This window comes from Paenibacillus silvestris (assembly GCF_009882985.1).
Taxonomy (GTDB): domain Bacteria; phylum Bacillota; class Bacilli; order Paenibacillales; family NBRC-103111; genus Paenibacillus_E; species Paenibacillus_E silvestris.
This window is the reverse complement of record NZ_WTUZ01000022.1, coordinates 655,546-675,604: the sequence shown is the minus strand read 5'-3', so window position 1 is coordinate 675,604 and position 20,059 is coordinate 655,546. Positions and strand designations below refer to the sequence as shown.

General features: G+C 46.0%; 18 protein-coding genes. 11 read left to right on the top strand and 7 right to left on the bottom strand.

All coding sequences use genetic code 11. From position 1 onward, the window contains the following. Positions 1-54 precede the first annotated feature (54 nt). Positions 55-864: a phytanoyl-CoA dioxygenase family protein gene (locus GQF01_RS23405; RefSeq protein ID WP_161409072.1), complete on the bottom strand. Its 810-nt coding sequence runs from the start codon at positions 862-864 to the stop codon at positions 55-57. Between the two features lie 160 nt (positions 865-1,024). Between GQF01_RS23405 and GQF01_RS23400 the strand changes: the two genes are divergently transcribed. The 4 genes from GQF01_RS23400 to GQF01_RS23385 all read left to right on the top strand — a co-directional run bounded on the left by GQF01_RS23400 (position 1,025) and on the right by GQF01_RS23385 (position 4,986). Beyond that, positions 1,025-1,798, top strand: coding sequence for a helix-turn-helix domain-containing protein (locus GQF01_RS23400; protein WP_161409071.1), 774 nt, complete (start codon positions 1,025-1,027; stop codon positions 1,796-1,798). A 68-nt stretch (positions 1,799-1,866) separates the two neighbouring features. Beyond that, complete coding sequence (locus tag GQF01_RS23395; protein WP_161409070.1) at positions 1,867-3,099, top strand: aminopeptidase; 1,233 nt, start codon at positions 1,867-1,869, stop codon at positions 3,097-3,099. Between the two features lie 157 nt (positions 3,100-3,256). Then, complete coding sequence (gene rocF, locus GQF01_RS23390; protein WP_161409069.1) at positions 3,257-4,174, top strand: arginase; 918 nt, start codon at positions 3,257-3,259, stop codon at positions 4,172-4,174. Between the two features lie 122 nt (positions 4,175-4,296). Next, on the top strand, positions 4,297-4,986 hold the full coding sequence (locus GQF01_RS23385; RefSeq protein WP_161409068.1) for a DUF1361 domain-containing protein: 690 nt from the start codon (positions 4,297-4,299) through the stop codon (positions 4,984-4,986). Positions 4,987-5,250: 264 nt separating this feature from the next. Here GQF01_RS23385 and aspA read toward each other — a convergent pair whose 3' ends face one another. Continuing rightward, on the bottom strand, positions 5,251-6,669 hold the full coding sequence (gene aspA, locus GQF01_RS23380; RefSeq protein WP_202556615.1) for an aspartate ammonia-lyase: 1,419 nt from the start codon (positions 6,667-6,669) through the stop codon (positions 5,251-5,253). 498 nt (positions 6,670-7,167) lie between these two features. On the opposite strand from aspA, the gene GQF01_RS23375 reads away from it, so the two are divergent. Further along, positions 7,168-8,367, top strand: a complete 1,200-nt coding sequence (locus tag GQF01_RS23375; protein ID WP_161409066.1) for an ornithine--oxo-acid transaminase — start codon at positions 7,168-7,170, stop codon at positions 8,365-8,367. A gap of 259 nt (positions 8,368-8,626) precedes the next feature. Here the strand turns inward: GQF01_RS23375 and GQF01_RS23370 are convergent, their stop codons facing one another. From GQF01_RS23370 to GQF01_RS23350, 5 genes are all read right to left on the bottom strand, one after another. Next, positions 8,627-9,247, bottom strand: coding sequence for a carbohydrate-binding family 9-like protein (locus GQF01_RS23370; RefSeq protein WP_161409065.1), 621 nt, complete (start codon positions 9,245-9,247; stop codon positions 8,627-8,629). Between the two features lie 76 nt (positions 9,248-9,323). Continuing rightward, on the bottom strand, positions 9,324-10,067 hold the full coding sequence (locus tag GQF01_RS23365) for a hypothetical protein (RefSeq protein WP_202556613.1): 744 nt from the start codon (positions 10,065-10,067) through the stop codon (positions 9,324-9,326). A gap of 169 nt (positions 10,068-10,236) precedes the next feature. Beyond that, positions 10,237-10,452, bottom strand: coding sequence for a DNA-directed RNA polymerase subunit omega (rpoZ, locus tag GQF01_RS23360; RefSeq protein WP_161409063.1), 216 nt, complete (start codon positions 10,450-10,452; stop codon positions 10,237-10,239). 127 nt (positions 10,453-10,579) lie between these two features. Continuing rightward, on the bottom strand, positions 10,580-11,023 hold the full coding sequence (locus GQF01_RS23355; protein WP_161409062.1) for a DUF2663 family protein: 444 nt from the start codon (positions 11,021-11,023) through the stop codon (positions 10,580-10,582). A 122-nt stretch (positions 11,024-11,145) separates the two neighbouring features. Next, positions 11,146-11,379 carry a cold-inducible protein YdjO-related protein gene (locus tag GQF01_RS23350; RefSeq protein ID WP_161409061.1) on the bottom strand — a complete coding sequence of 78 codons (234 nt, stop codon included), beginning with the start codon at positions 11,377-11,379 and terminating at the stop codon, positions 11,146-11,148. Positions 11,380-11,386: 7 nt separating this feature from the next. Here GQF01_RS23350 and GQF01_RS23345 point away from each other — a divergent pair, with 7 nt between their 5' ends. From GQF01_RS23345 to GQF01_RS23320, 6 genes are all read left to right on the top strand, one after another. Beyond that, the gene (locus GQF01_RS23345) at positions 11,387-12,802 is read left to right on the top strand and encodes an MFS transporter (protein WP_328803517.1); all 1,416 of its coding nucleotides are present in this window, start codon (positions 11,387-11,389) and stop codon (positions 12,800-12,802) included. Between the two features lie 126 nt (positions 12,803-12,928). After that, positions 12,929-15,298, top strand: coding sequence for an AraC family transcriptional regulator (locus tag GQF01_RS23340; RefSeq protein ID WP_161409059.1), 2,370 nt, complete (start codon positions 12,929-12,931; stop codon positions 15,296-15,298). Positions 15,299-15,557: 259 nt separating this feature from the next. Further along, a complete protein-coding gene (locus GQF01_RS23335; protein ID WP_161409058.1) occupies positions 15,558-17,219 on the top strand; it encodes an extracellular solute-binding protein in 1,662 nt (553 codons plus the stop codon). A gap of 70 nt (positions 17,220-17,289) precedes the next feature. After that, positions 17,290-18,219, top strand: a complete 930-nt coding sequence (locus GQF01_RS23330; RefSeq protein WP_161409057.1) for an ABC transporter permease — start codon at positions 17,290-17,292, stop codon at positions 18,217-18,219. A gap of 16 nt (positions 18,220-18,235) precedes the next feature. Continuing rightward, the gene (locus GQF01_RS23325) at positions 18,236-19,111 is read left to right on the top strand and encodes a carbohydrate ABC transporter permease (protein WP_161409056.1); all 876 of its coding nucleotides are present in this window, start codon (positions 18,236-18,238) and stop codon (positions 19,109-19,111) included. Between the two features lie 157 nt (positions 19,112-19,268). Beyond that, positions 19,269-20,021 (top strand): class I SAM-dependent methyltransferase, encoded by a 753-nt coding sequence (locus GQF01_RS23320; RefSeq protein ID WP_161409055.1) that lies wholly within the window; start codon positions 19,269-19,271, stop codon positions 20,019-20,021. Positions 20,022-20,059: the final 38 nt, after the last annotated feature.

Sequence of the window (20,059 nt, the reverse complement as noted above, 5' to 3'; positions counted from 1 at the left end):
CGACCAATGATTGGCCTAAGGAGAGTCCCTTGTTTTTCTGCTTAAAAAATAGGCTTAATGCGGATAAGCCGCTTCGAATTCAGTCCCGCAAGGTCCACCGGCTGTGTTATTTTCCAGATCGATGGATTCGCCGTTTTGGCGGTATAACGGACAATAGTGTTGATTAATGTGTGTTGCGGATTCATTGGCATAATGGCAGATGAATGCTCTGCGGAAGCGATCCTTCGTTTTGTTGCGGTACGATCCGTGGATCAGATTGCCGTTAAAAAACAGCACGTCGCCTCTCTCCATGATGACAGGCATCGCCTTCTCGTCTTTTGGCGGCTTCACATAATGCGTTGTGAACGATTCTTTGGCGTCTGCAAGATCTGGGCAAGAAAGATCCAACGTATTCGTTTTGGGTACGACGAGCAGACCGCCGTTTTGCTCATCTGCAGCATCTATCGCTGTCCATGCGGCAATACAATTACCGGGCTCAACCTGCAAGTAGAAGTTATCCTGGTGCAGCGCTTGTCCGCGAGAGCCTGGCGGTTTGTAGTAGAACATACTCTGAGCAGCCAGTGCTTCCTCTTCATACAAATCAGCTAGCACCTCCATCACAGGCTGATGCAGCATATACTTCTTGGCCGTCTCATTAAAGCGGTGCGGATGCATGACACGCGGGTAACGCTTCAGAGGGTCCGAGGCATCTGCCTGCAGATCAGGTTCAAAATATCCGGGGACCGTCTGCAGCGAAATATCTTCAAAAGTGGTATCAATTTCACTCAAATTATCCTCTGAAAATAAGCCTTTAACAATCAAATAACCTTCACGTTCAAAATGCTGTTTTTGCTCTATGGTTAGTTTAAGCAATGTGCTCCCCATCTTATCTTCCCTCCAAGTTATCTTGTATTCTTCCTGCTTTCAGCATACCGAATAATGTGCTCTCACAGAAGTAAGAATGCTGCTAATAATTCCTACAATCCTGCTATTTTCTGATATACTCAAATCATTAGCATCCTGTTCTCTGGAAGGAGTCATCTTCATGAATATTGAAGCAAACACATTCTTGGCCGGGCATTTCAATGAATCGGATTCCTATGTCACCATACGCCCTGAAGGACGTAGGGATTGGCTGCTTTGCTTCACCTTAGACGGGGAAGGTTACTTCAAACAGAATGGGACGGAAAGACGCTGCCGAGCAGGTGATCTTACGCTGCTTGCCCCAGGAACACCGCAGCATTACGGTACAAGGAAAGGTCATCATTGGCAGTTTGTTTGGGCTCATTTTCCGTCCATCCTCGCAGAAACGAATCTGCTTCCTAAGGAGGAGCAGCTTTTCCTCACCGTTGAAAGCGAGTCGCTCCGGGAGCGCATCTATCAAGCTTTCGCACGCATCCTGCAGGATTCCAGAGAGCGCGGGGAATACTGGTTTGAGCTGATTCTTTCCTCCTTGCGGGAAATCCTGCTCATCATGGCGCAGAAGACAAGCCATAAGATGGACCCTCGCATTGAAGAGGTCCTCCACCTCTTGTCCCAGCAGATGCGAGAGCCTGTCCGCATCGAAGAATTAGCTCAGCATGTCGGGCTTTCCCCATCGCGACTTGCTCATCTTTTTAAAGCTAGCACTGGCTACTCCATCATTGATTCCCTCAACCGCATGCGGGTTCAGCAAGCCGCTCTCCTGCTTGAGCATACACAGCGAAGCGCGTCAGACGTCTGTTATGACGTTGGTTTTCAAAACTACAATCACTTTACCAACCAATTTCGCAAATGGCATGGCACTAACCCTAGTACTTTCATGAAAGAACGACGGTAAAAATTATTTGACAGTTTACAAACTCCACGATAAACTGCTAGCAAGCTTTAGAAAAAAGGAGGATTTCTATGACCTTTGAACGTAATCTTGATAAATATGCGGAGCTTATCGTCCGCGTGGGTGCGAATATCCAATCCGGGCAAACGCTGTGGATTAACGCTCCCATTCTCCATCCAGCTCTTGTGCGCCTCATCTCTCGGAAAGCTTATGAAGCAGGAGCCAAACACGTACATATCGAATGGCAAGATGAAATCAGCACGCAAATTAAATATATGCATGCACCAGAGGAAGCTTTTCACGAGTATCCTGCTTGGCGTGCTCAAGCACTTAACGATTTAGCGGAGAATAACGGCGCTTATCTATTGATTGATGCCGTAGATCCTGAGCTGCTCAAAGGCGTCGATCCCGCGCGTATTGCGGCCAATTCCAAAGCGGCAGGACCTAAGCTTGTCAAATGGAGAGAAAGCATGTCCTCCTATTTCATGACTTGGTCGATTGTCGCTGCGCCTACACCAGCTTGGGCCTCAAAGGTGTTCCCGGACTTGGATGAAGGGGCTGCTATGGAAGCCCTGTGGGACGCGATTTTCAAAGCAACACGAGTCGATCAAGACCATCCTGTGGAGGTTTGGCACGAGCATAACGCTACCCTGCGCAGCAAAAGAGAACAGCTCAATGAGAAGCAGTTCCATAAAATTCATTACCGTGCCCCGGGCACAGAACTAACTGTTGAGCTGCCGAAAAAGCATATTTGGCGCGGTGGATCTGCTACGAACGGAACCGGAGGTTTTGAATTCAACCCGAATATCCCCACCGAAGAGGTGTTTATTTCACCGAATCGACTAGGGACACAGGGAACGGTACGCAGCTCGAAGCCGCTAAGTTATCAAGGGAATTTGATCGATAACTTTACGATCACCTTCGATAACGGACGCGTCGTCGACTATACAGCCGAAGTAGGATTTGAGTCTTTAAAGGCGATGATCGAAATGGATGAAGGCGCCCATTACTTAGGCGAGATAGCGCTTGTTCCTCATGATTCACCGATTTCCAACTCGAATCTGATCTTTTTCAATACACTTTTTGATGAAAATGCTTCGAATCACCTGGCTTTGGGGAGATCTTTCCCTACTTGTGTGGAGGGCGGACCTTCCATGTCCAAGGATGAGCAGCTCGAAGCAGGGCTGAATGACAGCCTGATCCATGTTGACTTCATGGTAGGTTCTGCCGACATGGATATTGACGGCGAGCACGCAGACGGCCGCATTGAACCTATTTTCCGCAAAGGCAATTGGGCATTTTAAATTAGACAAAAGAAACCTTCTAAACCACAATAAGAGTGGAACGGAAGGTTCTTTTTTCATATAGTATAGGAGCATTGGTTCTTACGAAATTGGGAATGTTAGTCAGAAGGTAGGCGGGAATTTCTTGCACCCTATCCAAACAAGAGGAGTTGATCGTATGAGTACCAAACCGACGATTGCTGCGATTAGCGTGCCATTTGATCTTGGAGCAGGCCGACGCGGGGCTAGTAAAGGACCTAAAGCTATTATGCAAGCAGGCTTATTGCGAGGTTTGCAGCAAATGGATATGACGATTCAGCATGTGGCGGAGATTCGCCTCCCGAACGATACCGCAGCTCCGCTTCCCCCTGAGGTGGAAAAAAACAATTTAAAATATTTAGCTGAAGTTATAGACGTAAACACCCGCTTGGCTGAACAAGTTTCCAACGTCGTAGAACAAGGGCAATTCCCCCTCATTATCGGCGGCGATCACAGCATTGCCATTGGGACATTGGCAGGATTATCCGAGCATTATTCCAATTTAGGTGTCATATGGATTGATGCGCATTCTGATTTAAATACAGCAGATACTAGTCCAACGGGCAACATTCACGGGATGTCACTCGCGATTAGCCTTGGCATGGGGCACCCACTGCTAACCAGCATTAAAGGAGAGCAGGCCAAGGTGAAGGCGGAGAATATCGTCCTTATCGGGTCTCGTTCCCTGGATGAAGGCGAGAAGAAGCTGATCCGTTCACTCGGTATCAAGTGCTATACGATGCATGATATCGATCGCAAAGGAATGGCTGCTGTGATGCAGGATGCAATCACTTATATCAGCGGCAAAACAGATGGCGTACATGTTAGCTTTGATGTTGACTCCCTAGACCCGCTCGAAGCGCCGGGAACCGGCACCGCTGTGAAAGGCGGACTTCAATTCCGCGAAGCCCATCTCGCCGTGGAGATGCTGCATGAAGCAGGTATCGTCACGTCCGCCGAATTCGTTGAGGTCAATCCGCTGCTTGACGATAACAACAAGACCTCGCAGCTTGCTGTCGGCCTCATTAGTTCATTGTTGGGCAAACAAATCTTATAGCTAACCGTCCAACTGAAACTCGTACTCCTCATTAGGGATACGGGTTTTTCTGCTTGTTGCAAGTAGGTTTAATTGGTAAAATATAGAGGACTTACGAGACGGACACAGGATAGGAGATCAGCATGAAAACGATAAATCAATGGATTCTGCAACTTTTACTCGCCCTGCTTTCCTTATCCACGATTGGCATCTACTTCTACTTCAAAAACCAAACGTATTTTGAATTTCTGAATTGGAATCTGTTCCTTGCCTGGATACCCAATCTCTTCGCCTTGTTGACTTATCTGTTACATTTGCGCAGACCTTCCCTTATTGTCCATGTTTTCATGTTCATTTTTGGCCTAGGCTGGCTATTGTTCCTCCCAAATGCGCCGTATATCATAACTGATTTCATCCATTTGACCCTATTAAAGGAATTATACATAACCAAAAAAGCATGGAGCATGGAATATTGGAATGACTTTTTCACCATTTTTTTATATGCCTGGAATGGCTTATTGCTTGGATGCAGCTCCATGTATATGATCCATGTCGTTATGACGAAGCATTGGGGCCACATCCTTTCATGGCTTCTCATGATCGTAACTTCGCTGCTAAGCGGATATGGCATTCTTCTAGGCAGAGAATATCGCCTGAATAGCTGGGATGCTCTGCTGGACATCGATATCGTGAATACCTTGGAAAAGAGCATACACAAAGAGGCTATTATTTTCTGTGTGTTGGTAGGCTTTGTCATCTTCGCCATGTACACGACTTTCTATTTGCTTATCAATGGCATTGGCAGCACCAGGCTTGCAACGAATAGAAGATAACAGAACCGAGGCTCTCCCGAAAGTTCAACAAAGAGGCATGTCCCCCAGTCATTGGATGACTTGGGACTGCCTCTTTGTTATGAAGCTGCAGCGATAGCGGGAATAACTCCAGTTATTTCAAGTAGATCTGGCTTTAAAAAGACAAATAACTGGAAAAAATGCCGTTAATCCAAGAGGAAGCTCCCAAAACTTCAAAAAAAAAGACTCTCCCGTGGTCATTGAATGACTTTTGGGACAGTCTCGTTTCATTCGCTCAAACCTGACTTAGTCGGTTGGCTGCAGCAATCTTTCGCCGGCAATGCCTGGCGTCGTCATCTGAATCGGATTGAGGATTTCTTCAATCTCCTCATTCGTCAGCAAGCCGCGCTCCAGAATCAGCTCCTTCAGCGTCATGCCTGTGCGCACAGCCTCTTTCACCAACTGTGCGGCCACTTCATAGCCAAGATGCGGATTCAAGGCTGTTACGATGCCGAAGCTTTGCTCAACATAGGAGCGGCACCGATCGCGGTCCGCTTCCAATCCTTCGATCGCGAAGCGCTCGAAAACATCCGCCGCGTTGCGCAAGATTTTGAGCGATTGCAGCAAGTTAAAGGCCAGTACAGGTCCCATTACGTTAAGCTCAAACTGTCCCGCTTCACACGCCAAGCAAATCGTATGGTCGTTCCCGATGACCTGGAAGGCAACTTGGTTCACAACCTCCGGCATAACGGGGTTCACTTTGCCTGGCATGATGGATGAGCCTGGTTGTCTTGGCGGCAATTTCAACTCTCCTAGACCAGCCCGCGGACCAGAAGCCATTAGACGAATATCGTTGCATATTTTAGATAGATTCACTGCGCATACCTTCAAAGATGCAGATAGTTCTGTGTAAGCATCCATGTTCTGAGTACCATCAACCAAATGCTCGGCATTCTCAACCGGGATTCCACACTCATCTTTCAAATGGAACATCACGCGGTTGACGTATTCCGTCTTCGCATTCAGCCCCGTGCCTACGGCAGTTGCCCCCATGTTCACGGTCAAAAGCCCCGTTGAAGCTTGGCGAATTCGATTGATATCACGTTGCAAGACACGTGCGTAGGCACCGAACTCTTGTCCAAGACGAATCGGAACAGCATCTTGAAGATGCGTTCTTCCCATTTTTATCACATCATCAAATTCTGATTCTTTCCTGGCAAAAGCGCTCTGCAGCGAAATCATCGTCTCGATCAATTGTTGAGATAACCGGTATGCGGCAATTTTGATGGCAGTAGGAATAACATCATTCGTGGACTGCGACATATTCACATGATTGTTAGGATTACAGTGAAAGTAGCTGCCTTTCTCCTCACCCATCAGCTCCAGGGCCCGATTGGCCAGAACTTCATTCATATTCATATTGATCGAAGTTCCCGCTCCGCCTTGAATGGAATCTACAATAAACTGATCCAGAAGTTTGCCTGCTCTAACTTCTTCAGCTGCTTTTACGAGTGGCTCACCAATCTTCTTAGGCAGCATATGCGTTTCCATATTCGCCAGAGCTGCTGCTCGCTTGACCTCTGCTAAAGCCGTTATAAGTTCTGCATGAATTTTAACGCCTGTAATTGGGAAATTTTCAAGTGCACGCATCGTTTGAATGCCATAATAGGCCTGGATTGGAACTTGTTTTTCACCTAAAAAATCTTTTTCAATGCGAATACTCATCGTACACACCGTTCCTTTTCAGTAAAGTAACTGCTCGCGAAGTAAGTGTTCTAGTAGCATCTTTCAGGGATATATTTAATTGACCACTGTAATGTACAAGTGCTATCTGAACTATTCGCGCCTTCTACCTCTTATTCCTGCAATATCTGACACGCCTTGTAATAAATCTATGCGAAAATGAAAGCATTTTCATAATTCGAAAGGTTTTAGTATTCTTCAAATAATATTACCCAACTTACGCATTACCATGACTCCTTTTGGTACATTTCAAAAAAGCTTGCACGATGTCTAACTTTCTCTACTAATATATGCTCGCAAGGGGCTGCATGCAAAGGGCATTTCCCGAAAATCAGCTGCCCGAATATCGCACAATCGACTTTCGGCCGCTCATGAGCAACCTTATAACCAGAAGAATACAATGGATTACAAGCTCGCTATGTGCGACAATACAGGTATCAAGACACGTTTGGCCAGGTTGCACTCCAAGGAGGAATACTCATGGACACAAAAAGTTCTTTGATCATTGAGCAAACTGAAAAATACGGAGCACATAATTATCATCCGCTACCTATCGTTATTTCCAAAGCGGAAGGGGTTTGGGTCGAGGATCCAGCCGGCAACCGCTTCATGGATATGCTTAGTGCTTACTCGGCTTTGAATCAGGGGCATCGTCACCCCCATATCTTGAAAGCGCTCCATGAACAAGCTGAGAAGGTGACTTTGACTTCAAGAGCTTTTCATAGCGAAACACTAGGTATTTTTTATGAAAAATTAGCGAATTACACAAATAAGCCGATGATTTTGCCAATGAATACCGGGGCGGAAGCCGTCGAAACAGCGGTAAAAGCGATTCGCCGCTGGGGCTATGACGTTAAGGGAATTCCAGAGGATCAAGCGGAGATTATCGTCTGTGAAGGGAATTTCCATGGGCGTACGGTGACGGTCACATCCTTCTCGTCATCGCCGGAGTACAAGCGCGGCTTCGGGCCCTTCACGCCGGGCTTCCGCATCATCCCTTATGGGGATGTGGAGGCGCTTCGCGCGGCGATCGGACCGCATACAGCCGGGTTCTTGTTCGAGCCGATTCAAGGCGAGGCCGGCATTGTTATCCCGCGGGATGGCTATCTGCGGGAATGCTATGAGCTATGCCAAGCGAATCGTGTGCTGTTTGTCGCGGACGAAATCCAGACAGGATTCGGCCGTACGGGCCGCCGCTTCGCCACGGACTGGGAAGGCGTCACGCCGGACCTGTACATTATGGGCAAAGCGCTCGGCGGCGGTGTTTTTCCGATCTCGGCTGTGGCCGGAGATCGCGAGGTCCTTGAGGTGTTCGAGCCCGGGTCCCACGGCTCCACCTTCGGTGGGAACCCGCTCGGCTGCGCCGTCGCTGTCGCGGCGCTGGAAGTGATCGAAGACGAGCAGCTCGCAGAGCGCTCGGATGAGCTTGGGGCCTATTTCCTGAAGCGGCTTCAGGAAATTCAGTCCCCGCTGATCGCGGAGATTCGCGGACGCGGGCTGTTCATTGGTATTGACCTTAAGGTCCCGGCCCGGCCCTACTGCGAACAGCTGAAAGAGAAGGGACTCTTGTGCAAGGAGACACACGAGCACATTATTCGCTTTGCTCCTCCGCTCACGATTACGCGGGAGGAGCTGGATTGGGCTTGGCAGCACGTGCATGATGTGCTGATTGGCGCTTAAGCGTTTTATATCCCTCAAAAATGGAGCATATGGGAACTACAGGACGCTATTTGAACAAAACTGCTCATTTCCTGTGTGAAACGGAACTACAGGGTCTTATCTGCCTTGAGTTGGCCACTTTCCACCCCAAACTGGTCAAATAACGGACCATAGTTCCCCCTCAGCGGTCATACAGCTGAAATTCAAACATATAGCGGACTGTAGTTCCGCTAAAACATAAAAAGCTCCGACTCGCCACAAGCGAAAGTCGGAGCTTTTTCTATTCTTTCACAAACACGAGCGTACCAAAACGCTGTGGAACATGAAAATTCACTGCACCAGTCGGAGACCATGCCCAGTAATGCCGTTGTCCTTCTGTATCGTCATCGATCCGGTACAGATTCCAGTTCCACTCGGTACCATGCTGCGGTACTTTCACTTGCTCCTGCTCATCCGTTAAATCGGCAAATGGTATTCGCAGATCATAATGCTTCCACCCCTCTGCCCCATCCGAGACAGACGTACGAAGACCCTTAGCATCCCAAGCTACATCCACTTTTTTATGCCCATCGAGGTTATTGTGAATCAAAGCATCAAATTCAACGCCCCGCGGGCTAAGTTCGAATTCGTAGTAGACTTTGCCTGTACCCTCGGGATCTAGAAACACTTCCACGACATCTTCCTCGTAGATAGGATCATCACGCCGTTCCATCGTCGCCACGACATGATCGTCCTCGCACTCAAACCGGACAAGCAAAGCATCCCCGGTCCAACATGCGCGGAATCGAGTTTCCAAACGAGGCTTGGCTCCAGTTACAACATCGTACAGCACACCCGGGGTTATTTCATCCCAAGGTATATGGGCATTTTCATCAGCTATGTATAGACATTCGTATCTCATTCCAGGTCGATTCCCCCACTTTGCAATTCATCTTTGTAATCCATATTAATCTCTTATTGTCTGGATGCCAATAGTTTTACTCCTCCTCATCCCGCCATTTTGAATCATTATCTTCCACTTCCACATTCTCCTCTTCACCTTGCAGCAATTTCCACTCTTTTACCATATCGTGAATGAGTGACTGTTTCGCTTCAAGATGAATGTTGTTGCGAATATGTTGAACGAATTGATAATAGAGAAGAGATACCAGCTCGTCCATATCCATATAAATATCTTCTCCTCTTGCTTCAAAATCCGAAAAGAGCGTCTCCACCCGGCGAACTTTGGAAGCATCTAAAGGAACATTCAGTGTTTTGTATGAGTTATCTGAACGCACAGAATGCCTGGCACCATGGCCCAGTGTCCATTGAAATTTCATCGCCGCTGGATTCCCGTCAACTCTGGTTGACTTTTGGGAATAAGCGTGGCGAGGGGCAGAAGCAGCCGCATAACTTATCGTTTGCGAATGAGGCCTGGCGTATAGAACGTCCCCATGGGTATCTCTAAGCTCCAGAAGATGATCATATGTCATCATTTCTTTGCGAACTTGGTCTACAAAATTATCAAACAGGATGCGAATAATAAAGGTAATCGTCATTTTCGTGGAAGGCATGGAACTGTCTTTCGCAAAATAGTAGAGGTCGTCAATAAAAGCCGTCGTTCGCTCAAAATAGGTACGCGGTGCGCTAACCTTGATGTTACGAAGTGAAATATCCGCTGCACCTGACGCTTTCCGCGAACGAAATATATGAAATATCCCTTTTATCATGGGCTTTATCATCCAGCTACAACCCCTTTATACTGAGCTATCACTCCTCTCTTACTAGTATTCTATCTCTACCAAAATTATGACTAGATTCCACACGCAAAAAAAACCTTCACGCATACAAGTGACATCAACTAGTTGCCTAGCTGCTCATCTGCTGCCTTGAAGGTTTTCTCCTGGTCTTTTATTTCTTATCCGGCTCGGTTTTAAGTTTTTCATAACTGATATAGTTGCCATAAAGTTCTTCTAAAGCAATGCCAACATATTTAAAAGACTTTTGGCCTTTCAAATCAGATTTGGCACCATCGCGCAAAGATCTTGCTCTCATGGAAGAAGCTACAACTAGCGAATACTTGCTATCAACGATATCAAGCAATTTATCAATCGAAGGATATAACATTCAAATTACCTCAGTTCCCGTATTGCGATTTTTGGTATTCGACGTTTTTCATGAGCGGCTATTTTGGGGGCACAGTTTCTATTAGTATACCCTTTTTATCAGCTAATAATCCATTTATATTAGCGAATCAACCTTTATAAGAAATATTAATATCATACTTTTTATCTAGATAACTAGAAATCTTATCACGAGTTTCCGACTTAACGTCATGCAACCAATCAGCATCAAGTCTATCGACGGTTTCCATACGGATATTCTCGTATTTCGTTTTGGCTTTCTCTTTTTGCTTCACAAGGTTTCGGCTAAACATGAAAAAGCTTATGCAAGCCAGCAGAGAAAACGTTAATCGCTTGTTCGAAACAAGTAGGTTCAGGATGACCATCGCATTCCCACCCGAAACTAATAAAACCTTTTGATAAAAGGATACTGTGCAATAGAGTAACAATGCGCCAGTCAAACTGAGAAATAGCCATTGCGCCTTCTTCAGTCTATCCCATTCTTTCTTTCTCTTTTTCAGCTTTTCTATCAACACTTTGGTGTCATTACTTAGATTTAGATCAGGCTGCTCCATCGGCATTCCCCCCTCACTAATCATCGTATGCTTATTCACCGTTAATCTTGCAAGAAAAAAAGACCGAAAGCATCACTCAAAGAGCGTTGTTGAAGATGCTTTGGTCTTTGGATATTCATAAATTAGAAACGTTTTTTCCCTACTAGGAACTTTTTGTTTCCTTTTTTCGCAGTCACAGGCACGTGCTTATAGCTGCGGATCATCGGATTTTTGCAGAGCGGGCATGTTGGTAAAGCTTCCGTAACGAATTCTTTGCGAACCCATGCTTTACAATCTCCCTCTTTACATTTCCAAATTTCAATCTGTTCGACTTCTGGTTTCTGTTCTTCCGTAACGGTACTCGTTGATGTAGACATTTTCAGCATGTTCTCCCTGTTTCGTAGATTAGACTACTTATTATTATACAGATCCAATTTAATATCAAGTCTTTCCCGTGTTCAAAATTATTTACCGGTGGTAGAATGGGTAAAGCGGCTACAAATTAGACACACAATACGAAGGCAGGAATCTCGCATGACGAATTTACTTCAAGAATGGAAGTCTCAGTTTCAGGGATACAGTCGAAATATTTTGCTATTCTTTTGCTTTAACTTTGTTTGGAACCTAGGATTGGGTATGTTTGGTCTCGTTTATAATCTGTATGTCAAAAGTCTCGGCTACGAGCAAACGACGGTCGGCAGCATCGTTGGCATGACTTCACTGGCAGCAGCTATCATTCTTATTCCCGCAGGTATTATGAATGACCGATTCGGGCCGAAACGTGTTATTACGTTTGGTCTTGTTTTTACGATTGTCGCCTTAACGATTCGCTCGTTATTCGAGGCTGAAGGAGGCATGCTTGTCTCCTCTTTCTTCGGAGGCATGGCGTTAGCTGTGGTCTCAGCGACCATTCTGCCTTTTATGGCTAACAATTCCACTCCCCAGCAGCGTGTACACTTGTTCAGCTTTAATATGGCGCTTGTGATGATTGCCAATGTTGTGGGTATTGCGCTCGGAGGCCTTCTATGTGACTTTTTTCAATTCGTCATCGGATTTGAGGAGATTCTAAGTTTACGTTTCACTTTACTAATTGGCGTCGTCTTCGCTGCGCTTGGTGTTATCCCTGTGGCTATGTTCGAAAAAAGTGAGCAGGAAATCCAGCCGCGGAGAGAAGCGCTCAATTGGAAACATTCGTGGCGCTCCCACAAATCTTCCTTGCAAGTCATCGCTATTTTCTGCCTACTCGGTTTACTGTCAGCTATCGGCGGAGGAATGATTGTTCCATATCTAAATGTGTATTTCGAGGATCGTTTTGAAGCTTCGAAGTCTGCGATCGGCATTGTTGTGGCGTTAGGCCAAGGAGCAACAGCGATTGCCTTTCTCATTGGCCCTATGATTGTGAAGAGATTCGGGGAAGTCAGATCCGTTGTGTACTTGCAGCTCTGTTCCATCCCCTTTCTCCTCTTGACGGCTTTCTCGGCTAATTTCTACTTGTCCTCCGGCGGGTATTTGTTCCGTCAGGCCTTGATGAATGCGGCGAATCCCTTCTACAACTCAGTCAAAATGAGTTATGTCGACCGCTCGCTGCGCGGGCTGGCCTCCTCTTCCGGGGAAGCCGTTTTCAACTTGGGCTGGTTCTTGGCGGCTCCGATAAGTACAGGCCTAGTTTTCCGACATGGCCCCTACTACGGCTACGCCTATGCTTTCTGCATTACTGCCGTGGTCTACACGGTAATCTCTTATTTATTTTATTTCTTTTTCGGGAAAAATCGGTTCAAGCCAGTTGAAGAATCGCAATAAAAAATTGGTTCTTTTCTATCGTTGACTTAGGCGATGGAAAGGAAATACAATGAAATGAGAGCGCATACATAGTGTCGCTATGAACTCGTTATCGAGTCCGATTTTGATTGTGAGGGGATTGCTAGCATGAAGAATAAAATCATCTTTAACGGACAAAGCATTGTCTTAACCTGGATGATCTCCTATATCGTTATTCTCCTTTTACCTGTCGTCATCGGTTTACTCTTGTACATGGAATCCAACAAAACGCTGAAGGATGAAATTCAGCAAGCCAATGATTCCCTATTGAAACAGGTTCGCGAAGTCATGGACAACCAATTCAAAGCGATGGAGCAGCTTAACTTTGAAATCACTTGGAATGTGAACATGCAGGAACTGCTCTACTCGAATAAATATGAGACCTTTCCCAAAGAATATCGCTATGATATTTCTCAAATCGCACGCAATCTATCGATGTACAAAACCTCCTATCCGCTAATTGACTCTTTCTATATCTATTTGTATAAGGATCAATCCGTTATCCTCCCTACTACGGTCAGGCCTAGCTCTTTTGCCTATCAAACTTTGCATATGAGCGATGAATTTTCCTTCTCAGCCTGGCAAGAGATCATGACCCGTCCCAACTTCAAAGGGTTTATTCCGATGACCCGAATCGGCGACGATAACATGCTGCGCAAAACGGTTGCCTATATCAGCACCTACCCTGTTGAACACAATCAGCCGCTTGCCACGAATGTCATTATGGTTGATCAGTCTCGTCTTCTTGGCGTTATTCAAAATATGGAGATTTTCAATAAAGGTCACGTCTTTATTCTGAATAATGAGAATCAGATTCTGGCTTCCAATTCGGCCCATGCGCTTCCAAGCGATTTCCCTTACGACAAATTAGCTAACACGCCAAACTTCTATTTTTCCGGGGCAGATCATGAGAAATACGAGGTTTTTAACATTCAATCCCCCCTCTCCAAGTTAAAATATGTGTCCATTATGCCGAGTACGATTTATTGGCAAAAAGCGGCTCACATCCGTAATCTAACGTATATGAGTATGGCGATTTCGCTGCTTGGCGGCGGCATTCTGACTTTCTTCTTTTTACGGCGCAATTATAATCCCGTCCGGCGCCTCGTCCATGCTTTTTCCAAAAAGATGACCTATGCCTCTGGCGAGCGCTATAACGAGTTTCACTTCATACAAGAAGCTGTAGACAGCACTTTACTCGAGATGGCTGATTTCAAAAGCAAAATGGAACAGCAGCGGCACATGGTCCGCTCTCACTTCATCGAGAAGTTGCTGAAAGGAAAGCTAGACCGGCATATGCCAATTGCCGAAGCCTTGACGACTTTCGATATGAAGCTGGATCGCAAAGATTTCGCCGTCATGCTGTTCGTCGTTGATAAAAGCTCGCCGTTCTTCGGACGGATTACCCATACGTCGGATGAGGATAAGTGGAAGCTGCTGCAATTCATTATTATGAATGTTGTGGAAGAGTTGACATCCAAGCGGCACCGCGGCTATGCGACGGAGATCGACGACTCGCTTGCCTGCTTAGTCAATTTAACGCTGGAAAAGGATACGAACGGCAAGGAGGAACTGCTGCGCATCGCTGAAGAGACGCAGCGTTTCCTATCCGCTACTTATGACATTCATTTGACGATCTCGATCAGCAGCATCCATGAGAAAATATCAAAAGTACCTGAAGCCTTCTTGGAAGCGTTAGATTCCATGGCCTACAAGCTGGTTATGGGAGGACGTGAAATTCTCGCCTATGATGATTTGCAAGCTAACCGTCCCTGTGAACCTGCTTCCGGTTACTATTATCCCGTGCAAGTTGAACAACAGTTTCTGTATGCTGTGAAATCAGGGGAATTAGAAGACGCTAAGAGCATTCTTGCCGAGATCATGAACAAAAATTTTGAAATCCGCGGGATTTCCGTCTCCTTAACCAAGTGCTTAATATTAGGCTTGGTAACTACAATGATGAAAAGCATTAGTGAAACAGGTGACATTCAGGAGAGCTTCTTCATCCGCAATCCCAAGCTGGTCGACCGGCTGTTAAGCAGCATAACCGTCCCGGAAATGAATCTCTATTTGAACGAAATGCTAGAGCAGGTTTGCGCATATACATCTGCCAAACGTCAGGCTGCCATCTCGCAAACGCGGCAAAAAGCGCTGCAGCAGTTGGTCGACGAAATTTCTATGTATATCGAAAATAATTACTCCGACGCGAATTTGAATGTAACCATGATTGGCAGCCATTTTGACCGCAAAGCTACTTACTTGTCCAAGCTGTTCAAAGATTACGTAGGCGAAGGGCTGCTCGATCGCATCAATAAAGTCAGGATCGACAAATCCAAGCAGCTTCTGAAAAGCCAAGAGCAGTCGGTCGGCGATGCTGCGAATGGCGTGGGGTTCAATGATATTAATGCCTTCATCCGTGTGTTCAAGAAAGTCGAAGGTATTACGCCGGGAAAATATAAGGAACTGATTGAAAAGTAGATATTACGGGCAGCCAATAGGCTGTCCACTCCTTTTTATAGGCCTATATTGGCTATTTTGAAGACCCGATTGGACATTTTGTAGAGCCTATCTCAACTATTCAAGAAGCAATTGGATAATTTGCAGATGGTTGAATTGTAAGCGTTATCATATAGTAAAGGTGTGACAGAGATCGCCTCAATTTACAGCATTCATGCAGCATCGTCTGCAATGCCAGTTTGCTTGGCGAAAAACTCAGTAACTCTTAGGAGGTCAATCAATGCAAAAAAACAGAAAAAAAATGTTCACCGTGCTTGTCGCAACAACGTTAATGGGAAGCTTGACTGTCGCTTGTTCGTCATCGAACACACCGTCTGCAGAATCTAGCACGAGTCCGAAAGCGACTGCCGGCGGAACCACCGCTCCAGCGGCAGCTGCCGCACCTGCTTCGTATCCGCTCAAAACAGACAAGACTCTAACGTACTGGGGCGAACTGCCTGGCAACGTGACAGGTGTTAAAGCCGCTCACGCCGACATTCCTTTCTTCCAGGATTGGCAGAAAAAGACCGGTGTTCCATTGAAGTTCCTTGCTCCTCCTACCAACCAAGGTCAGCAAGCATTGAACGTTTTGTTAGCATCAGGTGATCTTCCGGATATGATTGAATTCGACTGGCAAGGAGCATTCCCTGGCGGTCCTGAAAAAGCGATCAAAGACGGCTACATTTTGAAACTGAATGATACGATTGATAAATTTGCACCTAACTTGAAGAAATATCTGAAAGAGCATCCGGAAATCGACAAACAAGTAAAAACCGATAACGGCAGCTACTATTCCTTCCCTTTCATCCGCGGCGATGATTACTTGCGTGTCTATCAAGGTCCAATTATCCGGAAAGACTGGCTGGACGAACTAGGTCTGCCGATTCCAGAGACGATTGACGATTGGTATACGACACTTAAAGCTTTTAAAGAGAAGAAAGGCGCTACAGCTGCATTCTCTGTTGTCAGTGTGCCTAGACCTTTCAATGAATTAGGAAACGGCGCTTTCGCAGGTGCTTATGGCGTTACGCGTGATTTCTATATTGACAATGGCACGATTAAATTTGGTCCGGCTGAAAAAGGCTACAAAGATTTCTTGGGTACCCTTCGCAAATGGTATGAAGAAGGCTTGATCGATAAAAACTTCGCTACAGCGGATGGCAAAGCTTTGGATGCCAATATGGCCTCCGGTGCAACAGGCGTAACTGTCAATAATGCAGGCGGCGGTATCGGGAAATGGCAGCCTCTTATTTCAGCGAAAGATCCGAAAGGCGTACTCATTGCAGCGCCATATCCGGTGCTCAAAAAAGGTGATATCGCGATGTACGGCCAGAAAGATCCATCCTTCTCACCAGGTGGTATGGTTGCGATCACGGCTTCTTCCAAAAATATTGAGACTGCAGCGAAACTTCTTGACTATGGTTACTCCGAAGAAGGTCATAATTACTTTAACTTCGGCACCGAAGGCGTTTCCTACAAAATGGAAAATGGCTATCCGAAATATACAGACCTTCTCATGAAAAATCCGGATAAATTAGCACCGGCACAAGCGCTGTCCCTGTATGTACGCGGTAACTACAATGGTCCATTCGTTCAAGATAAACGCTACATTGAGCAATATCTGGCTTTGCAAACGCAGCGTGATGCGGTTACAACTTGGCAAAAAACAGATGTAGACAAACACAAACTGCCACCAATCACGGCTACACCGGAAGAAAGTACAGAGCTTGCCAAAATCATGACGGACCTTAATACGTTGGTTGATGAAATGACGCTCAAAATCATTCTGGGCACTGAGCCTTTAGATTCCTTCGAAAAATATCAAGAAAAATTCAAGTCTGTTAAACTGAGCCGCGCGCTTGAAATTAAGAAAGCCTCCTTGGATCGTTTCAACAAAAGATAATTAACAAGCCAGGGGGAGGGCAATCGCCCTCCCCGCTTTACTAGAAACTCGCGGCGAAAGGAGAGATTTCATGCGCAAAGCAGGGCAAGCAACGTTCCAAGTACGCTTTAAGCGCGATTTTTTGCTCAACAAATATTTGTACCTCATGATGGTACCCGTGCTGGTCTACTACTTTGTCTTCCATTATGCGCCGATGTATGGAGCTCTGATTGCATTCAAGGAGTATACCCCGAATAAAGGTATTTTGGGCAGCGCATGGGTCGGCTTCCAGCACTTCAATGACTTCTTCAGTTCCTATTATTTCTGGCGAATTCTCAAGAACACTGTTATTATCTCGCTTTACTCGCTATGCTTTGAGTTTCCTGCACCTATTATTTTGGCGATTCTGATCAATGAGCTGACGAATAAAAGGTTTCAGCGTTTCGTGCAAACGGTTACGTATATGCCTTATTTCATCTCCCTCATCGTTATTGCCGGGATGATCAAAGATTTTACGAATAATGGCGGGCTCATTAATAACTTTATGACTTACTTTGGCTTCAGTGACACAGCCATGCTGCAGAAGCCTGAGATGTTCCGGACGATCTATATTTTATCGGAAATATGGCAGAAGATTGGATGGGAGTCTATCATTTATTTAGCGGCTCTCATGGGAATCGATCAGGAGCAGTATGAAGCGGCGAAAATCGACGGAGCCAACCGAATCAAGCAAATCTGGCATATTACGCTCCCGGGTATTCTCCCGACCATCGCGATCATGTTCATTCTGCGAATGGGGAATCTACTAAACGTTGGTTTCGAGAAAATTATTTTGCTGTATAATCCCAGCACGTATGATACGGCCGATGTTATTTCCTCTTTCGTTTATCGAAAAGGCTTAATCGAATTCGGTTGGAGCTACAGCTCCGCGGTCGGTTTGTTCAATTCCGTTATCAATCTAGCCTTGCTCATTGCAGCCAATAAAATCAGTAAAAAAATAAGTCAAAGCAGCTTATGGTGAGAAAGGAGGGACTGAAGTGAAAACCAGCTACTCAGACAAAGTATTTACTACGATCATCCACATTGTGCTGCTTCTGCTCGTTGTCGTTACGTTGTATCCACTTCTCTACGTCACCTTCGCTTCCATCAGCGATGCTGGGCAGTTGATTACCCACAAAGGGTTTTTGTTCAAGCCATTAGGCTTCAGTATTGAAGCTTACAAAAGCGTTTTCAAGAACCCTGCGATTCTCAAAGGTTACCAGAACACCATTTTCATCCTATTCTTCGGTGTCATCACCAACCTAATCGTCACATCCTTGGGAGCTTATGTCCTTTCGCGTAAAAATGTCATGTGGAACAATGTATTTATCTTCATCGTTGTTGTAACGATGTTTTTCAGCGGCGGTCTCATCCCGCTCTACTTGGTGGTCAAGGGCGTAGGCTTAATCGACTCCTTATGGGCTACGATTCTACCTTTTGCGGTTAACACATTCAATTTGATCATCATGCGTACTGCCTTCATGGCCGTACCTGAAAGCCTTGAGGAATCTGCGAAAATGGACGGGGCCAATCACTTCGTCATCCTATTCCGCATTATCATCCCGCTCTCCATGCCGGTTATTGCTGTTATGATTCTCTATTATGCCGTTGAGAAATGGAATGGTTGGTTCTATGCCTCCATCTTCCTGAAGGACCGAGATCTGTATCCGCTTCAGCTCACGTTAAGAGAAATTCTCATTTCGAATAACACCGACTCCATGTCAACCGGTGCCAATGCAGCCGATCAATTTCAAATTGGGGAAACGATCAAATATGCAACGATCATGGTAGCCTCCGTGCCTATTCTTATTTTATATCCATTCGTGCAAAAGTATTTCGTCAAAGGCGTCATGATTGGCGCTGTCAAAGGGTAATTTGCTAGACTAAAACGCTGCTGCCTATCTCGTAGGCAGCGGCGTTTTTTCTATTTTTCGCTTACTTTTGAAAGCTTTAGGCAACAGCAGTTTCTGATGAGAAACTTGGCCATACACTATAGGATCACAGGATTACTCATTTGAGAGGAGAGCCCACATGAAAGTTGATCTGGGATGCGGCGAGCATAAACATAAGCATTTTTACGGAATAGATCGTATTGGCGGCCCGGAAGTGGACATGGTTTGTGATATCAATGACGGCATTCCACTGCCTGATCAATCCGTTGAATTTGTCATGGCCAGCCGCAGTCTCCCCTATGTGAACGATCTCCTAGCTGTCATGTCCGAGGTGCACCGGATTTGTGTCCACAAAGCGATCGTCTGTATCCTGTCGCCGTACGCCCATCATTTCCGCCATATGTCCAATCCCCATCTTAAGCAAAAATTCGATGAATATACACCGCGTTATTTCACTAATCGTTTTCATCAACCGCCAGGCAGTCCACTTAGTCCCAACGTCCCCAGCTATACGGGCAACTCCGTTCCTTTTGAGTTCCGGCTGCTCAGAATGGAGTTTTTCTATGAATCTCCCTTTAGCCCCCCGCTGTATGAGCAGGATGAGCTTGATTTGTTGCTCCAGCTTCAGCCGAATGTCGTGAGTGAAATTATGTATCATTTCGTTGTTGTCAAAAAAGAGCTCTCCGTCGATGAGTGGCTATGGATGTGCAATCAGCAGTACCGTGAGCCCCAGTGGGCCGACGCATTAAGACAGCCTGCCCCGACCGTCATTGTGGAAGCCGCCGCACCGGAAACGCCTATGCCGTTTCACCCTCCAGCCCTGGACTTTTATGGCCCTAAGCCACTTAAATCAACCAAAACAATCCCCCGCAGCCCCAAAAAGAAGCCTTAATAAATTCAACATAACAAAACTTTCTATTTTCTGATCAT